The organism is Odoribacter sp., assembly GCF_985060555.1.
This window is the reverse complement of record NZ_CFKYFN010000010.1, coordinates 1-22,207: the sequence shown is the minus strand read 5'-3', so window position 1 is coordinate 22,207 and position 22,207 is coordinate 1. Positions and strand designations below refer to the sequence as shown.

General features: G+C 47.7%; 16 protein-coding genes. All 16 read left to right on the top strand.

Features of this window, described 5'->3' with window-relative positions; all coding sequences use genetic code 11:
* Positions 1-674: 674 nt before the first annotated feature.
* The gene (gene ilvD, locus AC5RDS_RS01375) at positions 675-2,486 is read left to right on the top strand and encodes a dihydroxy-acid dehydratase (protein ID WP_494222183.1); all 1,812 of its coding nucleotides are present in this window, start codon (positions 675-677) and stop codon (positions 2,484-2,486) included.
* A 34-nt stretch (positions 2,487-2,520) separates the two neighbouring features.
* Positions 2,521-4,257, top strand: coding sequence for a biosynthetic-type acetolactate synthase large subunit (gene ilvB / locus AC5RDS_RS01370; RefSeq protein WP_013613070.1), 1,737 nt, complete (start codon positions 2,521-2,523; stop codon positions 4,255-4,257).
* A gap of 137 nt (positions 4,258-4,394) precedes the next feature.
* Entirely contained in the window at positions 4,395-4,916 is a 522-nt protein-coding gene (ilvN, locus tag AC5RDS_RS01365) for an acetolactate synthase small subunit (RefSeq protein ID WP_022159574.1), read from the top strand.
* 50 nt (positions 4,917-4,966) lie between these two features.
* Entirely contained in the window at positions 4,967-6,013 is a 1,047-nt protein-coding gene (gene ilvC / locus AC5RDS_RS01360; protein WP_013613068.1) for a ketol-acid reductoisomerase, read from the top strand.
* Positions 6,014-6,212: 199 nt separating this feature from the next.
* On the top strand, positions 6,213-7,709 hold the full coding sequence (locus AC5RDS_RS01355) for a 2-isopropylmalate synthase (RefSeq protein ID WP_217799675.1): 1,497 nt from the start codon (positions 6,213-6,215) through the stop codon (positions 7,707-7,709).
* 24 nt (positions 7,710-7,733) lie between these two features.
* Positions 7,734-9,197, top strand: coding sequence for a 3-isopropylmalate dehydratase large subunit (gene leuC / locus AC5RDS_RS01350; RefSeq protein WP_494222182.1), 1,464 nt, complete (start codon positions 7,734-7,736; stop codon positions 9,195-9,197).
* Positions 9,198-9,234: 37 nt separating this feature from the next.
* Complete coding sequence (leuD, locus tag AC5RDS_RS01345) at positions 9,235-9,822, top strand: 3-isopropylmalate dehydratase small subunit (protein WP_013613065.1); 588 nt, start codon at positions 9,235-9,237, stop codon at positions 9,820-9,822.
* Positions 9,823-9,897: 75 nt separating this feature from the next.
* Positions 9,898-10,962, top strand: coding sequence for a 3-isopropylmalate dehydrogenase (gene leuB / locus AC5RDS_RS01340; RefSeq protein WP_046404484.1), 1,065 nt, complete (start codon positions 9,898-9,900; stop codon positions 10,960-10,962).
* Between the two features lie 31 nt (positions 10,963-10,993).
* A complete protein-coding gene (ilvA, locus tag AC5RDS_RS01335) occupies positions 10,994-12,253 on the top strand; it encodes a threonine ammonia-lyase (RefSeq protein ID WP_013613063.1) in 1,260 nt (419 codons plus the stop codon).
* Between the two features lie 306 nt (positions 12,254-12,559).
* Positions 12,560-13,918 (top strand): WG repeat-containing protein, encoded by a 1,359-nt coding sequence (locus AC5RDS_RS01330; protein WP_013613061.1) that lies wholly within the window; start codon positions 12,560-12,562, stop codon positions 13,916-13,918.
* A gap of 98 nt (positions 13,919-14,016) precedes the next feature.
* The gene (cysS, locus tag AC5RDS_RS01325; protein WP_046404489.1) at positions 14,017-15,495 is read left to right on the top strand and encodes a cysteine--tRNA ligase; all 1,479 of its coding nucleotides are present in this window, start codon (positions 14,017-14,019) and stop codon (positions 15,493-15,495) included.
* Positions 15,474-16,634: a glutaminyl-peptide cyclotransferase gene (locus AC5RDS_RS01320; protein WP_013613059.1), complete on the top strand. Its 1,161-nt coding sequence runs from the start codon at positions 15,474-15,476 to the stop codon at positions 16,632-16,634. The genes cysS and AC5RDS_RS01320 overlap by 22 nt, the downstream gene beginning before the upstream one ends.
* The gene (gene ung / locus AC5RDS_RS01315; RefSeq protein ID WP_013613058.1) at positions 16,624-17,289 is read left to right on the top strand and encodes a uracil-DNA glycosylase; all 666 of its coding nucleotides are present in this window, start codon (positions 16,624-16,626) and stop codon (positions 17,287-17,289) included. Before AC5RDS_RS01320 ends, ung begins: the two co-directional genes overlap by 11 nt.
* 380 nt (positions 17,290-17,669) lie before the next feature.
* A complete protein-coding gene (locus AC5RDS_RS01310) occupies positions 17,670-19,397 on the top strand; it encodes an O-antigen ligase family protein (RefSeq protein ID WP_494222181.1) in 1,728 nt (575 codons plus the stop codon).
* Between the two features lie 7 nt (positions 19,398-19,404).
* Entirely contained in the window at positions 19,405-21,264 is a 1,860-nt protein-coding gene (locus AC5RDS_RS01305) for a hypothetical protein (protein ID WP_494222180.1), read from the top strand.
* An 86-nt stretch (positions 21,265-21,350) separates the two neighbouring features.
* The coding region (locus tag AC5RDS_RS01300) for a hypothetical protein (protein WP_494222179.1) at positions 21,351-22,207 on the top strand (857 nt) is incomplete at its 3' end.

Below are 22,207 nucleotides of genomic sequence, written 5' to 3'. Positions count from 1 at the left end.
TTTTCTGAACGCCCGACCGGTGGTGTCTGACGAACGTAGTGAGGAGTTCCGCCGGTCAGTGATAGAAAAAGCCAGACGACCGACAGAAGCGACCGGGTCACCAATTCCGATCACCGAAGACGAATAAGTAACGAACTACCTTTATAAGTGTAAATATGTATATAACTGCCAAAATGCAAACGAAACTCTTTTTATTACAACATCAACAACTATTATCTACTGATACACAAACGTTTCCATTTGTATAAAATTATACATTTTGAACTTTCTATGTAAAAAACAGAAAAAACATTTGGAATTAAAAAAAATTCGTCGCTATCTTTGTTGCATAAAAATGATAAAAACATGAAGCGTTTATCCCTACATCTCCTGAATATTATTATTCTCGTGGTCCTTAGCCACGGAACGGAGAGGGGTATATAAACGAAAATCGAACCGAAATATAAATTGATCATATGCCTTTCTCCCAAACGAGAAAGGCTTTTTTTTTAACAGACAGAAAAATGAACAAAACAATGTATCGCCATATTATCGTCATTAACATTCTACTCGTGGTCCTGCAAAGATAACGAGAGAAGGGTGACGCGTATATACACACTATTTGTAGAAGCCTTTCTCTCGCCGGGAGAAAGGCTTCTTCGCATTTAAGAACTTACTGCACAAAATAAAAGAAAATGAGAAATAACCTTAGAAGCGCTGTTACAATGACAGGCCGTCGGATGGCCGGAGCCAGAAGTTTGTGGAGAGCCAATGGTATGAAAGACGAACAATTCGGGATGCCCGTCATCGGCATCGTCAACTCGTTCACCCAGTTTGTACCGGGTCATACCCACCTGCACGAAATCGGACAATACGTAAAGACCTTAATAGAAGAACGCGGATGCTTCGCAGCCGAATTCAACACCATAGCCATCGACGACGGAATCGCCATGGGCCACGACGGGATGTTATACTCGCTTCCTTCGCGGGAAATCATCGCCGACAGTGTGGAATACATGGCCAACGCCCATCAGGTAGACGCTTTGTTTTGTATCAGTAATTGTGACAAAATCACTCCGGGCATGCTGATGGCTGCTATGCGTCTGAATATTCCGACGATTTTTGTATCCGGAGGCCCGATGGAAGCCGGTGATTTCGACGGCAAGGGAATAGATCTGATCGACGCCATGGTCATGAGTGCAGACAGCCGTTGCAGCGATGCAGATATCGAGAAAATCGAACGTTGGGCCTGCCCCGGATGCGGTTCGTGTTCGGGCATGTTTACAGCCAACTCCATGAACTGTCTCAACGAAGCGTTGGGATTGGCGCTTCCCGGCAACGGTACCATTGTAGCCACCCACACTAACCGGCGGCGTTTGTTTGAAAAAGCTGCTTCATTAATCGTACAAATGGCCGGACGGTATTATTTCGAAGGGGACGATTCGGTATTACCCCGTAACATAGCGACCAAAGCCGCTTTCGGGAATGCCATGTCACTGGACATCGCCATGGGAGGATCGACCAATACCGTACTCCACCTGCTGGCCATCGCCCACGAAGCCGGAGTAGACTTCACCATGCAGGATATCGACCGCCTGTCGAGAAAAGTACCGGTACTATGCAAGGTCGCTCCCAACTCTCACTTTCACATCCAGGATGTAAACCGGGCAGGAGGTATCCTGTCTATCCTCGGGGAATTGGCGGCAGCCGGTTTGATCGATACCACGGTCAACCGTGTCGGATACAAAAATCTGGCAGAATGCCTCTCGAAATACAACCTGAAAAGCCCGAAGCTCACTCAAAAGGCGCAAAAATTCTATCTCAGTGCACCCGGCGGCAAATTCAGCCGGGAACTGGGTTCTCAAAGTAAAACCTATGCCCGCTTCGATACCGACCGTCGGATGGGATGTATCCGGGATGTAAACCATGCTTATTTCAAAGACGGGGGACTGGCTGTCCTGACCGGGAACATCGCCCGCAACGGATGTATCGTAAAAACAGCCGGAGTAGATGAATCACTGTTCGTATTCCGGGGACGTGCCAAAGTATTCGAATCGCAGGAACAAGCCATGAACGGTATTCTGAACGATGAAGTAAAAGCCGGAGATGTCGTCGTCATCCGTTATGAAGGGCCTAAAGGCGGACCGGGCATGCAAGAAATGCTTTACCCCACTTCTTATCTGAAATCCAAACATCTGGACAAAGCCTGTGCCCTGATCACCGACGGACGATTTTCAGGAGGGACTTCGGGTTTATCCATCGGTCACATCTCACCTGAAGCAGCTGCCGGAGGAGCTTTAGCCATCGTCCGGGACGGCGATCTGATCGAAATAGACATTCCGGCACGGACCATCAACCTGTTACTGAGTGATCCCGATATTGCCGCCCGGTTAGCCGCTCAAAAAAACTTCGAACCGGCCGGACGCAAACGTACGGTACCCAAATCCCTGCAGGCTTACGCCCGGTTCGTCAGTTCAGCCGACCAGGGTGCCGTCCGCATTCTATAACCCATAAGTTTTTACTTTTTATCTCTTTTTTCGTATGAACACTACTACACAATCTATCTATATGGAAAAGCAAGTAACAAAGACAACTTGTTTTTCGGGCTCGAAAGCGGTAATCGAAACCCTTCTACGTGAAGGAGTGGATACCGTCTTCGGGTATCCCGGAGGAACAATCATGCCGGTATACGATGCGTTATACGACTATCGGGACCGTCTCAACCACATCCTCGTACGTCATGAACAGGGGGCATTACATGCCGCCCAGGGCTATGCCCGGGTAAGCGGACGTCCCGGTGTCTGTATCGTCACTTCGGGTCCCGGAGCTACCAATACGGTAACAGGCCTTGCCGACGCGATGATGGATTCGACTCCTGTCGTTCTGATCAGCGGACAGGTAGGTTCCGGTTTCCTGGGCACCGATGCTTTTCAGGAAACCAACTTCGTAGGGATCACCCAGGCTGTAACCAAATGGAACTGCCAGGTACGGCATGCCGCCGATATCCCTGCAGCCATCGCCAAGGCATTCTATATCGCCCGCACGGGACGTCCCGGACCCGTCGTGGTAGATATTACCAAAGATGCCCAGCAAGAAATGGCCGAATATCATTATGAAAAGGTCAGCTTCATCCGGAGTTATTGCCCGTCTCCGGCCATCGATAAAGAAAAAATTGCAGAAGCGGCCAAATTGATCAATCTGTCCCGTAAACCGTTGGCTTTAATCGGCCAGGGCGTCATCCTCGGCGGGGCAGAAAAAGAACTACGTGTTTTCCTGGAAAAAAGCGGTATCCCTGCAGCTTCCACTTTATTGGGACTGTCGGCCATTCCTTCCGATCATCCCCAATTCGTCGGTATGTTGGGTATGCATGGGAATTATGCCCCCAATATAAAAAACAAAGAATGCGATTTACTGATCGCGATAGGCATGCGTTTCGACGACCGGGTAACCGGAAATCCCGAACAATTCGGCATCAACGCCAAGATCATCCACCTGGAGATCGATCCTGCCGAAGTGAATAAAATCATATATGCCGACGTACCTGTCCTGGGAAATGTCAAAGAGACTTTACCCGCCCTGACAGAATTAGTGGTCCCCAACCGGCATACCGACTGGATAGCGGAATTCAAAGCCTGTTACAACATCGAATATCAGGAAATCATAGAACCGGCGCTCTACCCCACGAGCAAGCAAATCCGTATGGGAGAAGTAGTCGACCTGGTATCGAAAGCCTATCACCACGACGCGATTCTGGTCACCGATGTCGGGCAACAGCAGATGGTAGCTTCCCGTTATTTCCGCTTCAAACATACGCGGAGTATCGTCACTTCGGGTGGATTAGGCACCATGGGATTCGGTCTTCCGGCAGCTATCGGAGCAAAAATCGGAGCCCCCCAAAGAGAGGTTTGCCTGTTTGTCGGTGACGGTGGTTTTCAAATGAACCTGCAGGAACTCGGTACCATCTTTCAATCCCGGGTACCGGTGAAGATTATCCTGCTGAACAATAGCTTTCTGGGTATGGTGCGCCAATGGCAGGAGCTCTTTTTCGACAAGCGGTACTCATTTACCGAAATGACTAACCCTGACTTCGGGGCAATCGCCCAAGGAAACGGTATCGCCTACCGGTGCGTGGAAAAACGGGACGAACTGGAAACAGCCATCCATGCCATGAAGGAACATCCCGGAGCCTTTCTGCTGGAGGTTCGGGTTGAACCGGAAGAGAATGTATTTCCGATGGTTCCTGCCGGTGCAGCTGTGGGGGATGTGAGATTGGAATAAAGGAAAAAGTTGAAAGCTAAAGGCTATAGGCTGGAGGCCAGGAGGCCAGGAGGTAGAGGAGGGGGAGGAGGGGGAGAAAGGGAAAAAAGGGAGAGAAAAAGAGATTATCGATAATAATAAAATAGAAAAATGATGCGATGAATAAAGAATATATCATAACGGTCTTTTCAGAAAACAAAGTAGGATTGCTAAGCCAGATCACGACGGTATTCACTTGCCGGGATATCAATATCGAAAGCCTGACGACTTCGGAATCGTCTATCCCGGGCATTCACAAATTTACCATAGTCGTCATCACCGATCCCGAAAAGATAGAGAAACTGGTCAAGCAGATCGAAAAGAAAATCGATGTACTGAAAGCCTTTGTTTTCACCCCGGATGAAGTGGTACAACAGGAAATCGCACTTTACAAAGTCACCCGGAGCAACAGTGTCGAAAAATTGGTACGCGACCACCATGTACGGATACTGGAAATCTGTGACGATTATATCGTACTGGAAAAGACCGGACACAAAGAGGATACCCAGTCTCTGTTCGAATTACTACAACCCCATGGAGTACAGCAATTCGTCCGGTCGGGCCAAATCGCGATCATCAAATCAAAACGCGAACTATTGAATGAATATTTACAGAAACGGGAAAATACGACGAAAGCGTAAACAACCCGGATCAAGGACAAAATAACACTAACAATTAAATCATTATTATTATGGCACAAATTAATTTCGGAGGAGTAAAAGAAAACGTAGTAACCAGAGAAGAATTTCCATTGGCAAAAGCGCTCGAGGTATTGAAAAACGAAACCATTGCTGTTATAGGATACGGTGTACAAGGTCCCGGTCAGGCCCTGAACCTGAAAGACAACGGTTTCAACGTAATCGTAGGTCAGCGCCGGGGAAGTAAAACCTGGGATAAAGCCGTAGCCGACGGCTGGATACCCGGCGAAACCCTGTTCGACATCGAAGAAGCCGCCCGGAGAGGAACGATCATACAATATTTACTATCGGATGCAGGTCAGATCGCCGTATGGCCGACTATTCAAAAACACCTGACTCCCGGCAAAGCCCTCTATTTCTCACATGGTTTCGGCATCACCTATAAAGATCGCACAGGCATCATCCCGCCGGCCGATGTCGATGTCATCCTGATCGCTCCGAAAGGCTCGGGTACTTCATTGCGGAGAATGTTCTTACAGGGACGGGGATTAAATTCCAGTTATGCCATCTTCCAGGATGCCACCGGCAAAGCTTGGGACCGGGTTATCGCTTTAGGAATCGGAGTAGGCTCGGGTTATCTGTTCGAGACCACCTTTCAGCGGGAAGTATATTCCGACCTGACAGGAGAACGGGGTACTCTGATGGGAGCGATCCAGGGCATTTTTGCAGCCCAGTACGACACTTTACGCGAACACGGCCACACCCCTTCGGAAGCCTTCAACGAAACCGTCGAGGAACTGACCCAAAGTCTGATGCCTTTAATTGCAGAAAACGGTATGGACTGGATGTATGCCAACTGCTCGACGACAGCACAACGGGGAGCACTCGATTGGTGGAAGAAATTCCGGGATGCCGCCAAACCGGTATTCGACGAATTGTACGGCCAGGTATCTTGTGGCAACGAAGCCCAACGTTCGATCGATTCCAACAGCCGGCCCGACTATCGTGAAAAACTGGAAAAAGAACTTCAGACCATGCGCGAATCCGAGATGTGGCAAGCCGGTGCCGTCGTTCGGAAACTGAGACCGGAAAACAATTAAAGCGAAAAGGCTAGAAGCAAAAAGCTAGAAGCGAAAAGTAAAAAGTGAAAGGAGATCGGCGAAAAAGCAAAAGATGAAAAGCGCCCCAATAACCTTCACTAATCCCTTTCCCTTTTTTACCTACTCCCGCTTCCACCTTATAACTTATAGCTTTTAGCCTAATAGCCTTTTCGCCTCTAACCTTTTACCTCATCACCTCATGCGTGAAAAAGTATATATATTCGATACCACCCTTCGGGATGCAGAGCAAGTTCCGGGGTGTCAGCTGAATACAATCGAAAAGATAGAAGTTGCCAGGCAGCTCGAGAAACTGGGTGTAGACATCATCGAAGCCGGTTTCCCCATCTCGAGTCCCGGGGATTTCAATTCCGTTGTAGAGATTTCTAAAGCAGTAACCGTTCCAACCATCTGTGCTCTGACCCGGGCTGTAAAAAAAGACATCGAAGTGGCTGCCGAAGCATTGAAATTTGCCAAACGGGGACGTATCCATACCGGAATCGGTACCTCCTGGTATCATATCCACGAAAAATTGAATTCCACTCCCGACGAAATCGTCGGGAGAGCGGTAGAGGCCGTAAAATATGCCCGTCGATTTGTCGATGATGTCGAATTTTACGCCGAAGATGCAGGCCGTACAGAAGAAGAATACCTGGCCCGGGTAGTAGAAGCAGTGATCAAAGCCGGCGCCACCGTCGTCAATATCCCCGACACCACGGGGTATTGTCTGCCGAACGAGTACGGAGCAAAGATCGCCTATCTGATGAATCATGTCCCCAACATCGACAAAGCCATTATTTCCACTCATTGCCACAACGATCTGGGCATGGCCACTGCCAACACTTTAGCCGCCGTACAAAACGGAGCACGGCAGGTCGAAGTGACGATCAACGGCCTCGGCGAACGGGCCGGTAACACCGCCCTCGAAGAAATCGTGATGGCGATTGCCTGTCACAAAAATCTGGATTTCAATATCGGTATCAACACCAGGCAAATCATCGCTACCAGCCAGCTGGTATCCAGTTTGATGCGGGTGCCGGTACAACCCAACAAAGCCATCGTCGGCCGTAATGCTTTCGCCCATTCGTCGGGCATCCACCAGGACGGTGTACTGAAAAGCCGGGAGACCTATGAAATCATCGCCCCGGAAGACGTAGGGGTCGATCAGTCCAGTATCGTCCTCACCGCCCGTAGTGGCCGTGCAGCACTGAAACATCATTTGAAAGCCATCGGTTATACTCCCGACAATGACGAACTCGACGCCATCTACCAGCGCTTTCTGGAATTAGCCGATAAGAAAAAAGACATTACCACCCGCGACCTGGAAGTACTTGCCGGTAGTGAAGCTTCGCGCAAACACCGCGACATAAAACTGGTGGGGTTGCAGGTTGTATGCGGCTCGACTTCCATACCGACAGCAACTGTGCAAATCAGCTTCGGGGGAGATATTTTCACCGAAACAGCCAGCGGTAACGGCCCGGTCGATGCAGCCATCAATGCTGTAAAAAGCATCACCAAACGACGGGTACATCTGGAAGAATACCTGGTACAGGCCATCACCCGGGGAAGCGACGACCTGGGTAAAGTACACGTACAAGTCTCCCACAAAGGCAAAATGTACCACGGTTTCGGCGCCAACACAGACATTGTCACCGCATCGGTCGAGTCGTTCCTGGATGCGATAGCTAAAATAAGTTAGTACCCCAAAGTCAAAATACACCTTATGAAAACTTTATTCGATAAAATCTGGGATGCCCATACGGTCGACACCATCGCCGGAGGTTCATGTGTGCTCTATATCGACCGGCAATACATTCACGAAGTAACGAGTCCACAAGCTTTCGAAGGGCTTCATTCGCGCGGCGCGAAAGTATTCCGTCCGGCTCAGGTCACAGCCAGCCCCGATCACAATATACCCACACAAAATCAACATCTGCCGGTACAGGATCTGCAATCCGCCCGGCAACTGTCGATGCTCGAAAATAACTGTACCGAACACGGTATCACGATTTTCAAAGTCGGTACCCCCAAAAACGGAATTATCCATGTGGTGGGTCCCGAAACAGGTCTGACCCAACCGGGAATGACCATCGTCTGTGGAGACAGCCATACTTCCACCCACGGAGCTATGGGCTGCGTGGCGTTCGGCATCGGAACCAGCGAGGTAGAAATGGTATTAGCCTCCCAATGTGTATTGCAATCCAAACCCAAGACCATGCGGATCAATGTCGAAGGACAATTGAATCCCGGAGTTTGTTCGAAAGATATCATTTTATATCTCATTTCGAAACTAGGTACCGGCGGCGGCACCGGACATTTCATCGAATTTGCCGGATCGGCTATCCGCTCGCTATCGATGGAAGCCCGGATGACGATCTGTAATATGAGCATCGAAATGGGAGCCCGCGGCGGGATGATCGCTCCGGACGAAACGACCTTTGCCTACCTGAAAGGCAGGGAATATGCGCCCCAAGGAACCGAATGGGACAAATCCGTCACACAATGGAAGCAGCTATACAGTGATCCCGACGCCATCTTCGACAAAGAAGTCACATTCGATGCTGCCGACATCTACCCTATGATCACCTACGGCACCAACCCCGGCATGGGAATCGCCCTCACCCACTCTATCCCCGAAGTCTCCGAAATCGAAGAGACTTCCCTGCCTTCCTTCTTAAAAGCCCTGGAATACATGGACTTCAAACCGGGCGAAAAGCTACCGGGCAAACCGGTCGACTATGTTTTTGTCGGCAGTTGTACCAATGGACGGATCGAAGATCTGCGGGTATTCGCCGACTATGTGAAAGGCAAGCAAAAAGCAGCAGGCGTGACAGCCTGGATCGTTCCGGGCAGCAAACAGGTAGAAAAACAAGCCATCGACGAAGGGATCAGGGATACACTCGAGGCTGCAGGCTTCGAATTGCGGCAACCGGGATGCTCCGCCTGCCTGGCAATGAACGACGACAAAATTCCGGCAGGGAAATATTGTGTCTCCACCTCCAATCGTAATTTTGAAGGCCGGCAAGGACCGGGAGCCCGCACTCTACTGGCAGGCCCACTCGTCGCTGCTGCCTGTGCTATCCACGGCATAATCACCGTCCCCGACTCACTCCAACTCAGCAACCCAGTAACTCAGCAACTCAGCAACTCAGCAACTCAACAACTCAACAACTCAGTAACTCAGTAACTCAGTAACTCAGTAACTCAGTAACTCTTTTCAACTCATGATAAACCAATTCACAACCCTAACATCCACAGCGATACCACTGAAAATCGAAAATGTAGACACCGACCAGATCATTCCGGCCCGTTTTTTGAAAGCGACCACCCGGGAAGGGTTCGGCAAACAATTGTTTTTCGACTGGCGGTATGATGCTCAGGGAAACCCGAAAACAGATTTCGTCCTGAACTCCCCCGACTATACCGGAGAAATTTTAATTGCAGGGAAAAATTTCGGCTGTGGTTCCAGCCGTGAACATGCGGCCTGGGCCATTTATGGAGCAGGTTTCAAAGTAGTCATTTCCAGTTTTTTCGCCGATATTTTCCGCAACAATGCCCTGAACAACGGATTACTTCCTGTACAGGTGAGCGAATCGTTTCTGGCAAAGCTATTCCAGGTCGTCCGGTCAGCTCCTTCGACCACCGTCAGTATCGATCTGGAACGGCAGACCGTCACCTTGACAGCCACAGGAGAGCAAGAACTTTTCGAAATTTCTCCCTACAAAAAAGAGTGTTTGTTGAAGGGATACGATGATGTCGACTATCTGATGAGCATACACCATAAGATCGAAGCATTTGAAAAGACCCGTTAAAACGATCGGCGAGCCTTCGGTTCTGACAAAGCCAGTGCAAGAGTCGCCTTATGAACCTTACAAACTCATTTCATCATGGATTTAAAAATAGCAGTATTACCCGGTGACGGCATCGGACCGGAAATCATAGAACAGGCCATCAAAGCCATCGATGCCACTTGCAAAAAATACGGTCATACCGTCGGCTATACCTACGGATCAGTAGGGGCAACAGCCATCGACAAGACCGGGAATCCTTATCCGGAAGAAACTCACCGGATTTGTATGCAATCGGATGCCGTATTGTTCGGAGCGATCGGGGATCCCCGTTTCGACAACAATCCCCAAGCCAAAGTCCGTCCGGAACAAGGATTGCTGGAAATGCGCAAAAAATTAGGATTATATGCCAACCTCCGTCCGGTCAGTACTTTCAAATCCCTTGTTCACCGCTCTCCTCTGCGACAAGAACTCGTAGAAGGGGCCGATTTCATCTGTATCCGGGAACTCACCGGCGGCATTTATTTCGGGCGGCCCCAGGGACGTTCGGAAGACGGGCAAACCGCTTTCGACAGTTGTGTATACACCAAAGCCGAAATCAAACGGATTTGCCGATTAGGTTTCGAGTACGCCATGAAGCGCCGCAACAAACTGACAGTTGTCGATAAAGCCAATGTCCTGGCAACCTCCCGGCTATGGCGCGAAACCGTACAAGAGATGGCTCCGGCTTATCCTCAGGTAAATGTCGAATACATGTTTGTCGACAATGCGGCGATGAAACTCATCCAGCAACCCAAACATTTCGATGTCATCGTTACAGAAAACATGTTCGGCGATATCCTCACCGACGAAGCCAGTGTCATCACAGGCTCATTAGGCTTGCTGCCTTCCGCTTCTATCGGTATCCACACCTCGCTGTTCGAACCGATCCACGGTTCCTATCCTCAGGCCGCCGGCAAAAATGTGGCCAATCCTCTGGCAACCATTTTATCCGCCGCTATGATGTTCGAATATGCCTTCAACCTGAAAGCAGCCGGAGCAAGCATCCGCCAGGCAGTCGATCGTTCGGTCGAAGCCGGTATCGTTACCGAAGATATCGCTGAAGACGGACAGGCCTATCCGACCAGCGAAGTAGGCGATTTTATAGCAAAGAACATCGGGTAAATGAAAAAACAGACCAATTAAACCGAACAATATGAGTGATCCTTATTTTCCTTCTTTGAAAGATATCATGACGGCGGAGCATACGCTCAACGACATTCTGGTCCCGACACCCCTCATGAAAAACAGAAATCTATCCGATAAATACGAAGCCAATATCTTTCTGAAACGGGAAGATCTTCAAATGGTGAGATCGTATAAAATCCGGGGAGCTTATAATAAAATCAAATCCCTGACTCCTGAAGAGATGGAGAAAGGAGTGGTTTGTGCCAGTGCCGGCAATCATGCCCAAGGCGTAGCCTTCTCCTGCAGCAAACTCGGTATCCAGGGAAAAATCTATATGCCCGTTACTACTCCCAGGCAAAAGATCAACCAGGTAAAAATGTTCGGGGGTAAATCCATTGAAGTCGTCCTGACGGGAGATACTTTCGATCAGGCCAATACAGCAGCAATCGAAGCCTGTAAAAAAAACGATATGGTATTTATCCCTCCCTTCAACGATCCCCGGATCATCGAGGGGCAGGCAACCGTCGGTTTAGAAATCATTCAGGAAGCCCGGATGAAGCTCGATTATATCTTTGTACCGATCGGTGGTGGCGGACTGGCTTCCGGTATCGGTAGTTTCTATAAGCAAATGAGCCCGAAGACCAAGATCATCGGAGTCGAACCGGCCGGTGCCGCCGGAATGAAAAAATCGTTCGAATGCGGAGAGGTAACCGAACTGAACGAAGTAGATAAATTTGTCGACGGGGCAGCCGTACAACGGGTAGGAGAGCTCACTTACGCTATCTGCAAGAAAGTATTGGACGATATCGTCGTCGTGCCCGAAGGCAAAATTTGTACGACGATCCTGAATCTTTACAACTTCGACGCTATCGTAGTAGAGCCGGCAGGAGCCCTGAGTATGAGTGCTCTCGACTTTTACAAAAATGAAATTAAAGGAAAAAACGTCGTTTGTGTGGTCAGCGGCAGCAACAACGACATCACCCGCATGGAAGACATCAAGGAGCGCTCTTTATTATATGAAGGCCTGAAACATTACTTCGTCGTCCGTTTTCCGCAAAGAGCCGGTGCACTCCAGAGTTTTGTCAGCAACGTCCTGGGCCCCCACGACGACATCACCTATTTCGAATACAAGAAGAAGACAAACCGCGAAAAAGGCCCTGCCCTCATCGGCATCGAGATCCAGCATCCCGAAGATTTCCAGGGCCTGCTGGACCGCATGAAATCCGAAGGTATCCTCTACGAATATCTCAATGACAATCCGAACCTATTCGAATTCCTGATCGGATAATCCGTCGCCGGGTAAGGTGTCCCAAAAGTCTTTTTGAAACCGATCTGATCGGCGAATTCTTTCCCAATCCTATTTCAGAAAAACCGGTTTCATTTCCTTGCTTCCAAAAGAAGTAAAAGAACTGAAGGAATACATCGAAGAATACCACAGCATCCGGGAAGGAGACGGCCGGAACTGGAAAATCAAAAAAAAGAAAATCGAGACAGCAATAAAATGTAAACAAATATACGATTTTTTTAATAAGTCGATACATTTCTTTGGGAATTAAGAAATATTTTCTTATTATTGAAGTCTAAAAACAAACTTATGAAACTGATTTCTACCCTCATTTTTCTATTGTGTGTAACTTTTGCATTTGCAGAATGCTACGACAACCATTTCGACGAATGCCGGATCGAACGGCAAAACGGGAAATACGGTATCGTGATCGACAAACAGCTGGCCATACCGTACGAGTACGACGAAATCGTACCTCAACACAATTGCTTTTTCAAAGTCAGAAAGGGCCGGAAATACGGTATCATCAGTTATTTTTATGAAGAGCACAAACGGGATGGCCGGTTTCCGAAAGAGATTGACCGGCCGATTGCCCTGAAAAAAGGGTATGCCTGGCTTTACCTTTCCCTCGCTTGTGAATACGATAAGATCGAAGAATATGAAAATCAGTATCTTCAAATCAGCCGCGACGACCGGAAAGGAATTGTCAATTATTACGGGACCCTGGTCTTGCCCTGCCGTTTTGAAAAAATAGAATTATCGAATAATTTTTTTTGGGTATCGTCGGAAGGGTTGTACGGTATTTACAACCGGTACGGTTCGACAATTATCCCCTGCCGCTATAACCAGATCGAACTCACCGACCGTTGTTTTTACGTCTGCCGGGACCGGCTCAAAGGTGTTTACAACCGCTATGGAAGTGTTATTATCCCTTGCCAATTCAGCCAGATCGAATGCAAAGACAATGCCTATTACGTGACAAAAGGCAAATATCAGGGCATATACAACCTGTACGGTTCGGTAATCGTTCCTACCCAATACACTTCGATATACAAAGAAGGGGGGAAATACCTGGTTGAAAACGACAGTCTGAAAGGGATCGTCAATACCTATGGAAGTACCGTTATCCCCTGCAAATACAACACGATAGAATACGAAGACGGAGTTTATTATGTGTCGGCAGGCGGTAAATACGGAATTTACAACACTTACGGCTCGACGATACTTCCCTGCCGATACAATTCTGTCCGGAAAGAAGGAAGAGAATATCTGGTGGAGAATAACGGTCTTCAGGGTATCGTCAACACCTATGGAAGTACGATTATTCCTTGCCGCTACAACAAAATACAACAGGAAGGGAATATTTATTACGTCACGGCAAACGGTAAAAAGGGCATATTCAACCGGTACGGCTCGACCATTATTCCCTGCCAGTATGACGAGATCATTTCTTTAGGCCATCGTTATATCGTCAAACGGGACAAGAAGTTCGGGGTATACAACCAATATGGCTCTACCATACTGCCTTGTCAGTTTCAGAAAATCGAATGTCTGAATAACGGGCATTATGTCACCACCCGTGACAAAAGCCAACAGGTGTATAATGCCTATGGGGCGCTATTGGAAAACCGTACGAATATGAAGGTAGTCTTCTCGACCGAAGACTGATTTTTTACCGGTTAGATTTGATTTTTGCGTGTTAAGTCGGTATCGTATTGACTTATTTATTATTTTTGTTTTCGTTTTAAACTAAATGGATATAGAAAATGAAAAATCGACTGGTCCTATATAATACTTTATCGCGCAAGAAAGAACAGTTCGAACCGATCAATCCTCCTTTTGTCGGGTTGTACGTTTGCGGGCCCACCGTCTACGGGGATGCCCATTTGGGACATGCCCGTCCGGCCATTACTTTCGACCTGTTGTTCCGGTATCTGAAATATCTGGGCTACAAAGTGCGTTATGTGCGTAACATCACCGATGTCGGCCATCTTACCGACGACAGTGACGACGGCGAAGACAAAATCGAGAAGAAAGCGAAGCTCGACCGGTTGGAACCGATGGAAATCGTTCAGTTTTATACCAACCGCTACCATCACAATATGGAGCAATTGAACACCCTTCCGCCCAGTATAGAGCCTCATGCTTCGGGCCATATCATCGAGCAGGAAGAATTGGTGAAAAAAATCCTGGACAACGGATTCGCTTACGAGAGCGACGGAAGTATTTATTTCGATGTCGAGGCTTACAACAAAAAATACAGCTATGGGAAACTATCCGGCCGCCGGGTGGAAGAGTTATTTGCCAACACCCGTCAGTTAGACGGCCAGGGAGAAAAACGGAATCCGGCCGATTTCGCCCTATGGAAAAAAGCTACTCCGGAACATATCATGCGCTGGCCTTCTCCGTGGAGTAACGGTTTTCCGGGTTGGCACCTGGAATGTTCGTGCATGAGCCAGAAGTATCTGGGCGACCGTTTCGATATCCATGGCGGCGGGCTGGACCTGCAGTTTCCCCACCACGAATGTGAGATTGCCCAAAGTACGGCTGCCTACGGACACGAAGCCGTGAAATATTGGATGCACAACAATATGGTCACTATCAAGGGACAGAAAATGGGCAAATCGCTGGGGAATTTCATCACCCTGGACCAACTCTTTTCGGGAGAAAACGATGTGCTCGAGCAAGCCTATTCCCCGATGACCGTCCGTTTCTTTATCCTGCAGGCCCACTACCGGAGTCCGCTGGATTTCTCGAACGAGGCCCTGAAAGCCGCCCAAAAGGGATATGAACGCCTGATGGCAGCGGTCCGGGCACTGGACAAAGTGAAAGCTTCGGCCGGTAATACGGTAGATGTGGATGAACTGATCACCCAATGTGAAGAAGCGATCGATGACGACCTCAACACACCGGTCCTGATCTCCCACTTGTTCGACGGAGTACGGATGATCAATTCACTGGTGGCAGGAAACGAGAAGATAGACGCCGGTAATCTGGCTAAATTGAAAAAACTGTATCAGGATTATGTATTCGATATCCTGGGACTGAAGGCCGAAAGCGAATCGGTGAGCCAGGATCACGAAGTGCTGGGGAAAATATTGGATATGGTGATGTCTATCCGTACAGAAGCCAAGCAAAAGAAAGACTGGGCCACTTCCGACAAGATCAGGGACGAACTGAAAGCAGCCGGAGTCGCCATTAAGGATACCAAAGAGGGATATGAATGGGAACTGGTAGAAAATTGAACAGATACGAACAGCGGATGACCTGTTTTTTTTACATATTATGTGCCTTTTTCATCTGTTCCTGCGGAGGGAATAAAACGGCGAACAAAGAAAAAAAAACTCCTTTGGCTGCAGAACTTCCGAAAGACGAGGTGAGGTATGTGAAAAGTATTCAACTTACATCGCCCGGGAAAGATAAGATGTATGCTTTCAACGAGGAGATCGTTATCGGTTTTGAAAGCAAGGACCGTTTCCCTGTCGATTCTGCCGCCTTCTATATCGACGGCCAGCAAATCGCAACGGCCGGTAAAGAGGACCGGAGTTTTACTTACCGGATACCTGAAGGTAAAACCGGCAATATGACCATCAAAGTGATGGCATGGCATCCGGACAACAAACGGGGAATCGCGACAACGACGATCCGGGTGAAACCCGATCAGGCTCCGGCCATTTACAGTTATGAAGTAGTCAACGTTTTTCCTCACGATCCGAAAGCCTATACACAAGGTTTGATCTATCAGGACGGTTTTATATACGAGGGAACGGGGCAATATGGCGAATCGTCTATTCGTAAAACAGACATGCAAACCGGTAAAACTCTATCGGTTTTAAATATCGACAGTCAGTTATTCGGAGAAGGGATCACGATATATGAAGATAAAATTTACCAGATCACCTGGCGGTCACGCAAAGGTTTCATTTACGATCTGAAAACTTTTACCCTGGAATCGACCTTCAATTATAATTCCGAAGGTTGGGGGATTACTACGGCCGGAGACCACCTGATCATGAGCGACGGCAGCAACAAGCTTTACCATATCGCTCCGTCGACGTTCAATATACTGAAAGAAGTAGAAGTATACGATCATAACGGTCCGGTAGACCAACTGAACGAACTGGAATACGTAGACGGTATGATCTGGGCGAATGTGTGGCTGACCGACCGGATTGTCGTCATCGATCCGGAAACCGGCATTGTCCGGGGCGAGCTGAACCTGCCCGGGCTCCTGCCTGCCGCCGATAAAGCCCGGCTAGACGACAAAGACGATGTGCTGAACGGTATCGCGTGGAATGCCGGGAAAGGAACTTTTTATGTCACCGGGAAACGGTGGCCGAAACTATTTGAAATCAAGGTAAAACTTATTCCATATGGACGTTAAAATTGAAGAATCCTGGAAAGCACTGCTTCAGGAAGAATTTGACAAACCGTATTTTGCCGAACTGATCGCTTTTGTAAAAAACGAATACGCCCAAACCCGGATTTTCCCTCCCGGCAAACTGATATTCAATGCATTCAACCATTGCACGGTAGACAATACGAAAGTCGTTATCCTCGGCCAGGATCCTTACCACGGTCCCGGACAGGCGCACGGCCTTTGTTTTTCCGTGCCCGAAGGTATCGAGCAACCGCCTTCCCTGCAAAATATATTTAAAGAAATACACGATGACCTGGGTACTCCTGTTCCCCGTTCGGGCAACCTGGAACGCTGGTCGGACCAGGGGGTACTGCTGCTCAATGCAACGCTTACCGTACGGGCCCACCAGGCCGGTTCGCACCAGAACAAAGGCTGGGAAACTTTCACCGATGCCGTTATCCGCAAGATCGCAGAAAAGAAAGAACACCTGGTATTCCTGTTGTGGGGATCCTATGCCCAACGCAAAGGCGCATTTATCGATACCGACCGGCACCTGGTACTTAAATGCGTACACCCCTCCCCGCTTTCCGCTAACCGGGGCGGATGGTTCGGCAATCACCAGTTCAGCCGCACAAATCAATATCTACGGGAACATGGGTTGAAGGAAATCGAATGGTAGAGAGATCACTTTCTCCATTCATTTTCTGGTATTCACGACCGAATCGATCGCTTCAACCTTTTTCGTCACCGTCGGCACGTTTGCCGTTATGAGCCTCTACGGCTGTCTGACCAAAGCAGCACTGACCCAATTAGGCAATCTGGCCTTTATGATCCTGATTTTCTTGTAATAAAAAGGATACCTTTTCCTGAAAGAGCAAAACTTTAATTCTCTGTTTTTTAATCTTTGGTATATTATAGAATATTGAATATTTGTTTGACTTCAATCGGTGTAATATATTTGAAATGTAATATTCTGTAATAGAATTTTAATAAAATACATCAAGGTGCTGATTTTTTCAGGTGTGTCAAAATGCCATGCCTTTTTATGTTTTGTTTTATATGCAAAATAAATTGAAATTTTGTAAGGGGATTTGCGTTGAGTATTTCCCGGTAGGCTTCCTGCTGTTTTTATGCCCGGTCCTTTGGCCTGTCGACGTCTATTTAACAGGATCGACTGCAAGGTTCGGCGGTTTTATAGTTATTGCTTTATGGGTGGGGATGAAGATTCTCAGAAAACGGCAATTCAGATTAAATGAATTGGATTTGATATTCGGCTTATTCGTCCTCTATTACGGAAGTCGTATTTTGATAACCGACCGGGTATTTAATCCGAATGTTCCCCTTTATACCGTTATGCTGCTCCTGTTATATGTTTATGCAAGGAATATAAAGTCGGGCAATACATTTTTTATCCTGTTGTTTTTCGCAGGTGGGCTGCAAGGAATATGGTATATTTTACAAATCACGGATTTCCTGCCCTCCTACCATTATTTACTGAAGGGTACGGGATGTTTTTTCAATCCCTCTATACTCGCATTGTTTTTAGTACTTTCCTTTCTGGCAGGGATCTGTTCTTTTAAGAAAGAGTTCGGCATCGGGTGGAAGGTGTGCTGGTTGCTGAATTTTTTACTTTTGCTTTATGGTATACTGTCCATAAATTCCCGGGCATCCTGGATTGCTTTGGTTATGGGTATACTGTGGAAAGCAGCCCGGCAAAAATACCGGTATCCGAACTACTTGTCGTTTATACTACTGTCGGGAATCCTGTTAATTGGAATCTATGCCGGATACCGGATGCGGCCGGACTCCGTGCAAGGCAGATTTTTAATCTGGCAGGTTATCGGAAGTAAACTGCCGGAAGCATTGTGGTGGGGCCAGGGTAGTCTCGAGGCTTTATATATGCCTTTACAGGCCGGATGGTTTAGGGAACATTCCGTTTCTGCTTATGCAAACGTTGCCGGAAATAATGTGTATGCTTTTAACGAATTTCTCCGGATACTTTTTGAAACGGGAATTGCAGGTTTTGTTCTCTTTGTTCTCCTGATTTTTACCGGATGCCGTCACTCTTTCCGTGGAAATCAAAAATCCCGTGATACGGGTTCCGTATTTCTGGCAATCCTGAGTTTCGGTTTTTTCAGCTACCCTTTTTCGATCGGTTTGATTATAACTATCGCTGTTGTTGCTTTGGCTGTAATTGCCGGAAATGTGTCGTCTCCGGTCCTTATAAAGGGGAGATGGAAAACCGGGTACAGATTTGTTGCCGGCCTGTTCCTTCTTTCCTTACCGGTCTTTATCTGTTTTGAATACAGGCAGGAAAAGAGGGCGGACAGGCTTCTGTCAGAAGCACAATCGGATGTATCGGTTCTGACCGGAACAGGGATGATAAACTCTTACCGGTATCTGCAGGGAAATGCTGATTTTGTACTTTGTTACGGAAAGACATTATTCAATCACCGGCAATATGCGGAAGCCCTGCCGGTGCTGGAAAATGCCTGTGCTTTAAAACCATCCTCCCGGCTGGTGTGCGATTTGGGGATGTGCTATCAGCAGGCTGGCAGGAATGCAGAAGCTGAAAAGGCTTATCTCTCCGCTTCTTTTATGACTCCGGCCTATATAGTTCCGCATTATCATTTGTTCAATCTGTACCGGGCTGACGGCTCTCCCGGCCAGGCAGCCATACAGGCCGAATATATGTTGTCTATGCAAGTGAAAGTAGTCAATACCTCGGTTTTGCGGATTAGAAATCAGGCAAGAATTTTCTTACAGAATTATCGACCCAAAGAGTAAGACATATATGAGCAAATATTATTTTTTCTTTGTGTGCTGGAGTTGTTTTTTTATCAGCTGCACGTCCGACTCACCATTGGAACAGGCGTTGAGTAAAAGCGGGAAAAACAGGATGCAGCTGGAGCAGGTATTAAAACATTATTCTTTGCATCCTGCCGATTCGTTGAAATACCGGGCTGCCTGCTATCTGATCGCTAACATGCCGGGTCATGGCTGGTATGAGGGAGAGGCCCTCGATGTTTATAAACAATGGATCGATTCGGTTTACTGTGGACAAAGTTTCGTTTTTAAAGCGACTTTGTACGAAGCATTCTTTCAACAACCCGGTGCAACGGAAGGGTTGGTGCGGTATGAAGATATCGAACAATTGGATAGTAATTTTCTGATTACTTATATCGACTCGACTTTTAGTGCCATCCGAAAAAGACCCTGGTTAAAAAACTTGCTGTTCGGTCAATTGTGTGAGTATGTATTGCCCTACCGGGTTGGACACGAACGTCCCCAGCAACTTTTCAGGTTGCAGGATTCGATATTCAACACCGATATTGCCGATTTACTGAACTATGACGATATCGGCAACGAAGTGGCAACAGGCATCGGGTTGTCTCAGATTTTTAATGGCCGGATTCCCCGGGAGGCAAAAGTATTGTACCGGGGAAATCTTATCAACTATAATCTGACGGGATGTGTGAGCCTGGCTATGCTCAGAAGCTGGTTGGCCAGACTTACGCTGTGTCCGGTTGCTCTGGACCTGAATCCGGCTTTCCCGACCCGGAACGACAGACATTGCTGGTCGGTGATGATAGATAACAGACAGATGAACAGTATACAACGTCTCGCATTTGAGGTTAATAAACAGGGGAAGATTTATCGCCAGACTTTTACCCGTAATCCTGCTCCGGACACCGGTAAAAGTGAATACATTCCTCCTTTTTTCCGAAGTCCTTTTTACCGGGACGTGACTTCCTGCTATACCCGGGTGAAAGATGTCCCGGTGACACCCCTCGAACCGGTATCCGTTACCTATGGGTATTTGGGTGTATTCAATGACTTGAAATGGGAACCTGTCGCTTATGCCGGACTTCGGGAAGGACGGTTCCTTTTTAAAGATGTCGGGTGTGGTATTGTATATTTGCCGTTGATTTATCCGGACGGGGATGCCGTTGCCGTTTCTTATCCTTTTCTATTGGATTTGACCGGAAAAGTACAGCTGTTACGACCCGATACCACTCACCTGCTCACGTTAAAACTGAAACGGAAGTATCCTTCAAGGCTCATGCTAAGGTCGGCCAACCGACCGTTTTTGAATTCGGTGGTGGAAGCTTCCAATGATCCCTCTTTCCGACGGAAAGACAGTATCGGCGTGTTTAAATATATCTCCGAATTGCAATGGGCTGAAATAAAAACCGGTTCTTCCCAATCCTACCGATACTGGAGAATATGTTCCCGAAGGCCGTTTTATGTAGGTGAATGTGTATTATATAACGCGAAAGGGGAAAGTATAAAACCCCTGCAAAATGTTCCGGGATTCACCGCTTCTTCCCCTGCTTTCGATGATAATCCGATTTCTTATGCCTTTTCAGATCGGAATTACATTTTACAATGGGATATGGGCAAAAAAGTTTCCTTGTCGGGTATAGAGTGTTTATTACGTAACGATGGCAATAGTGTATATCCTGGCCATTGGTATGAATTGAATTATCATGACGGCTCGGGATGGTGTTCGCTGGGAGTAAAGGAGGCCACTGAAAGGTGGGTGGAATTCAGTGAAATACCTGCCAATGCCCTGCTATGGTTAAGGGATTTGACTACCGGAAAGGAAGAACGGATTTTCACTTATACGGATGGTAAGATCTGTTTTTGGTAAATGGAGTATGTTTTATTTTTAAAAAGGAGGTGCTGATGAAAGAAAAAAATGAATGAAGTGAGTAATGAATGAAATGTAAATGATTTATGAAAAGAAAAAAATTATTGATTTTAGGGATATTCTTATCCTTCTTTATTTCCTGTTCCGATGAGCTGGAACGAATACCTCCGACAACGGGAGAGGTTGAGTTTAAAGATTTTGGAATAAGGGATGCCCGTTATTATTTTGAAGAAAATGCCACCGATCTGGCTCCCTTACGCTTTACAGATCGGGTAGCGACGAAATCCTCTGCCTTGCCTGCAGTTGAATTGATTCCTGAGTGGGATAAGGCGATGGAGTCGGGGCATAGCGGTGTCCGTTTGGTTGAAGTGCCTCTTCAGTCGAATACTTTCAGTTTGTATGTAGAGAGCGTAATTAAGTCGGGTAAATTGCTTTATCAGAAGCGGGCCTTTACGCGCCGTCGTCTGGTTATAGCCCGTCGTAGCAGCGGAGAGACCGATATGTTTGTGATCACTTTGGTGCCATCTTCCGATGCCCGTGGAAATATCGGGAAAAGTTTGGAAAATTTTCGCTATCTTGGCGGCGGTGATTTTACCGGCCGGGTTTTCTGCTCCACGCTGGAAGGTGAGTTCGTGAAAGCCTTCGGCTATACGGACGGCCGGTTGTCAGGACGTTTGCTGGTCATGAAGCGTTCAGAATTAGCCGGACATGCCGGAGAGGGGCAGTATGATCATTATTCGACGATCAGGTTGGCGGAGGGGATGAAGACCAGATCAGGCACCTATCTCTTCGATGAAGGTGGCGGTGCCGGTTCGGGTTACTGTCCTCACGGTTACCCCGAGGGTCAGTGTCCGCATTATGGTTGCAACGACGAGGTTGTCGTTGTTGCCTGTCCGGATTGCGGTGCGATAAACGGTTGTTTTTGTCCGCGGTGTTTTTATTG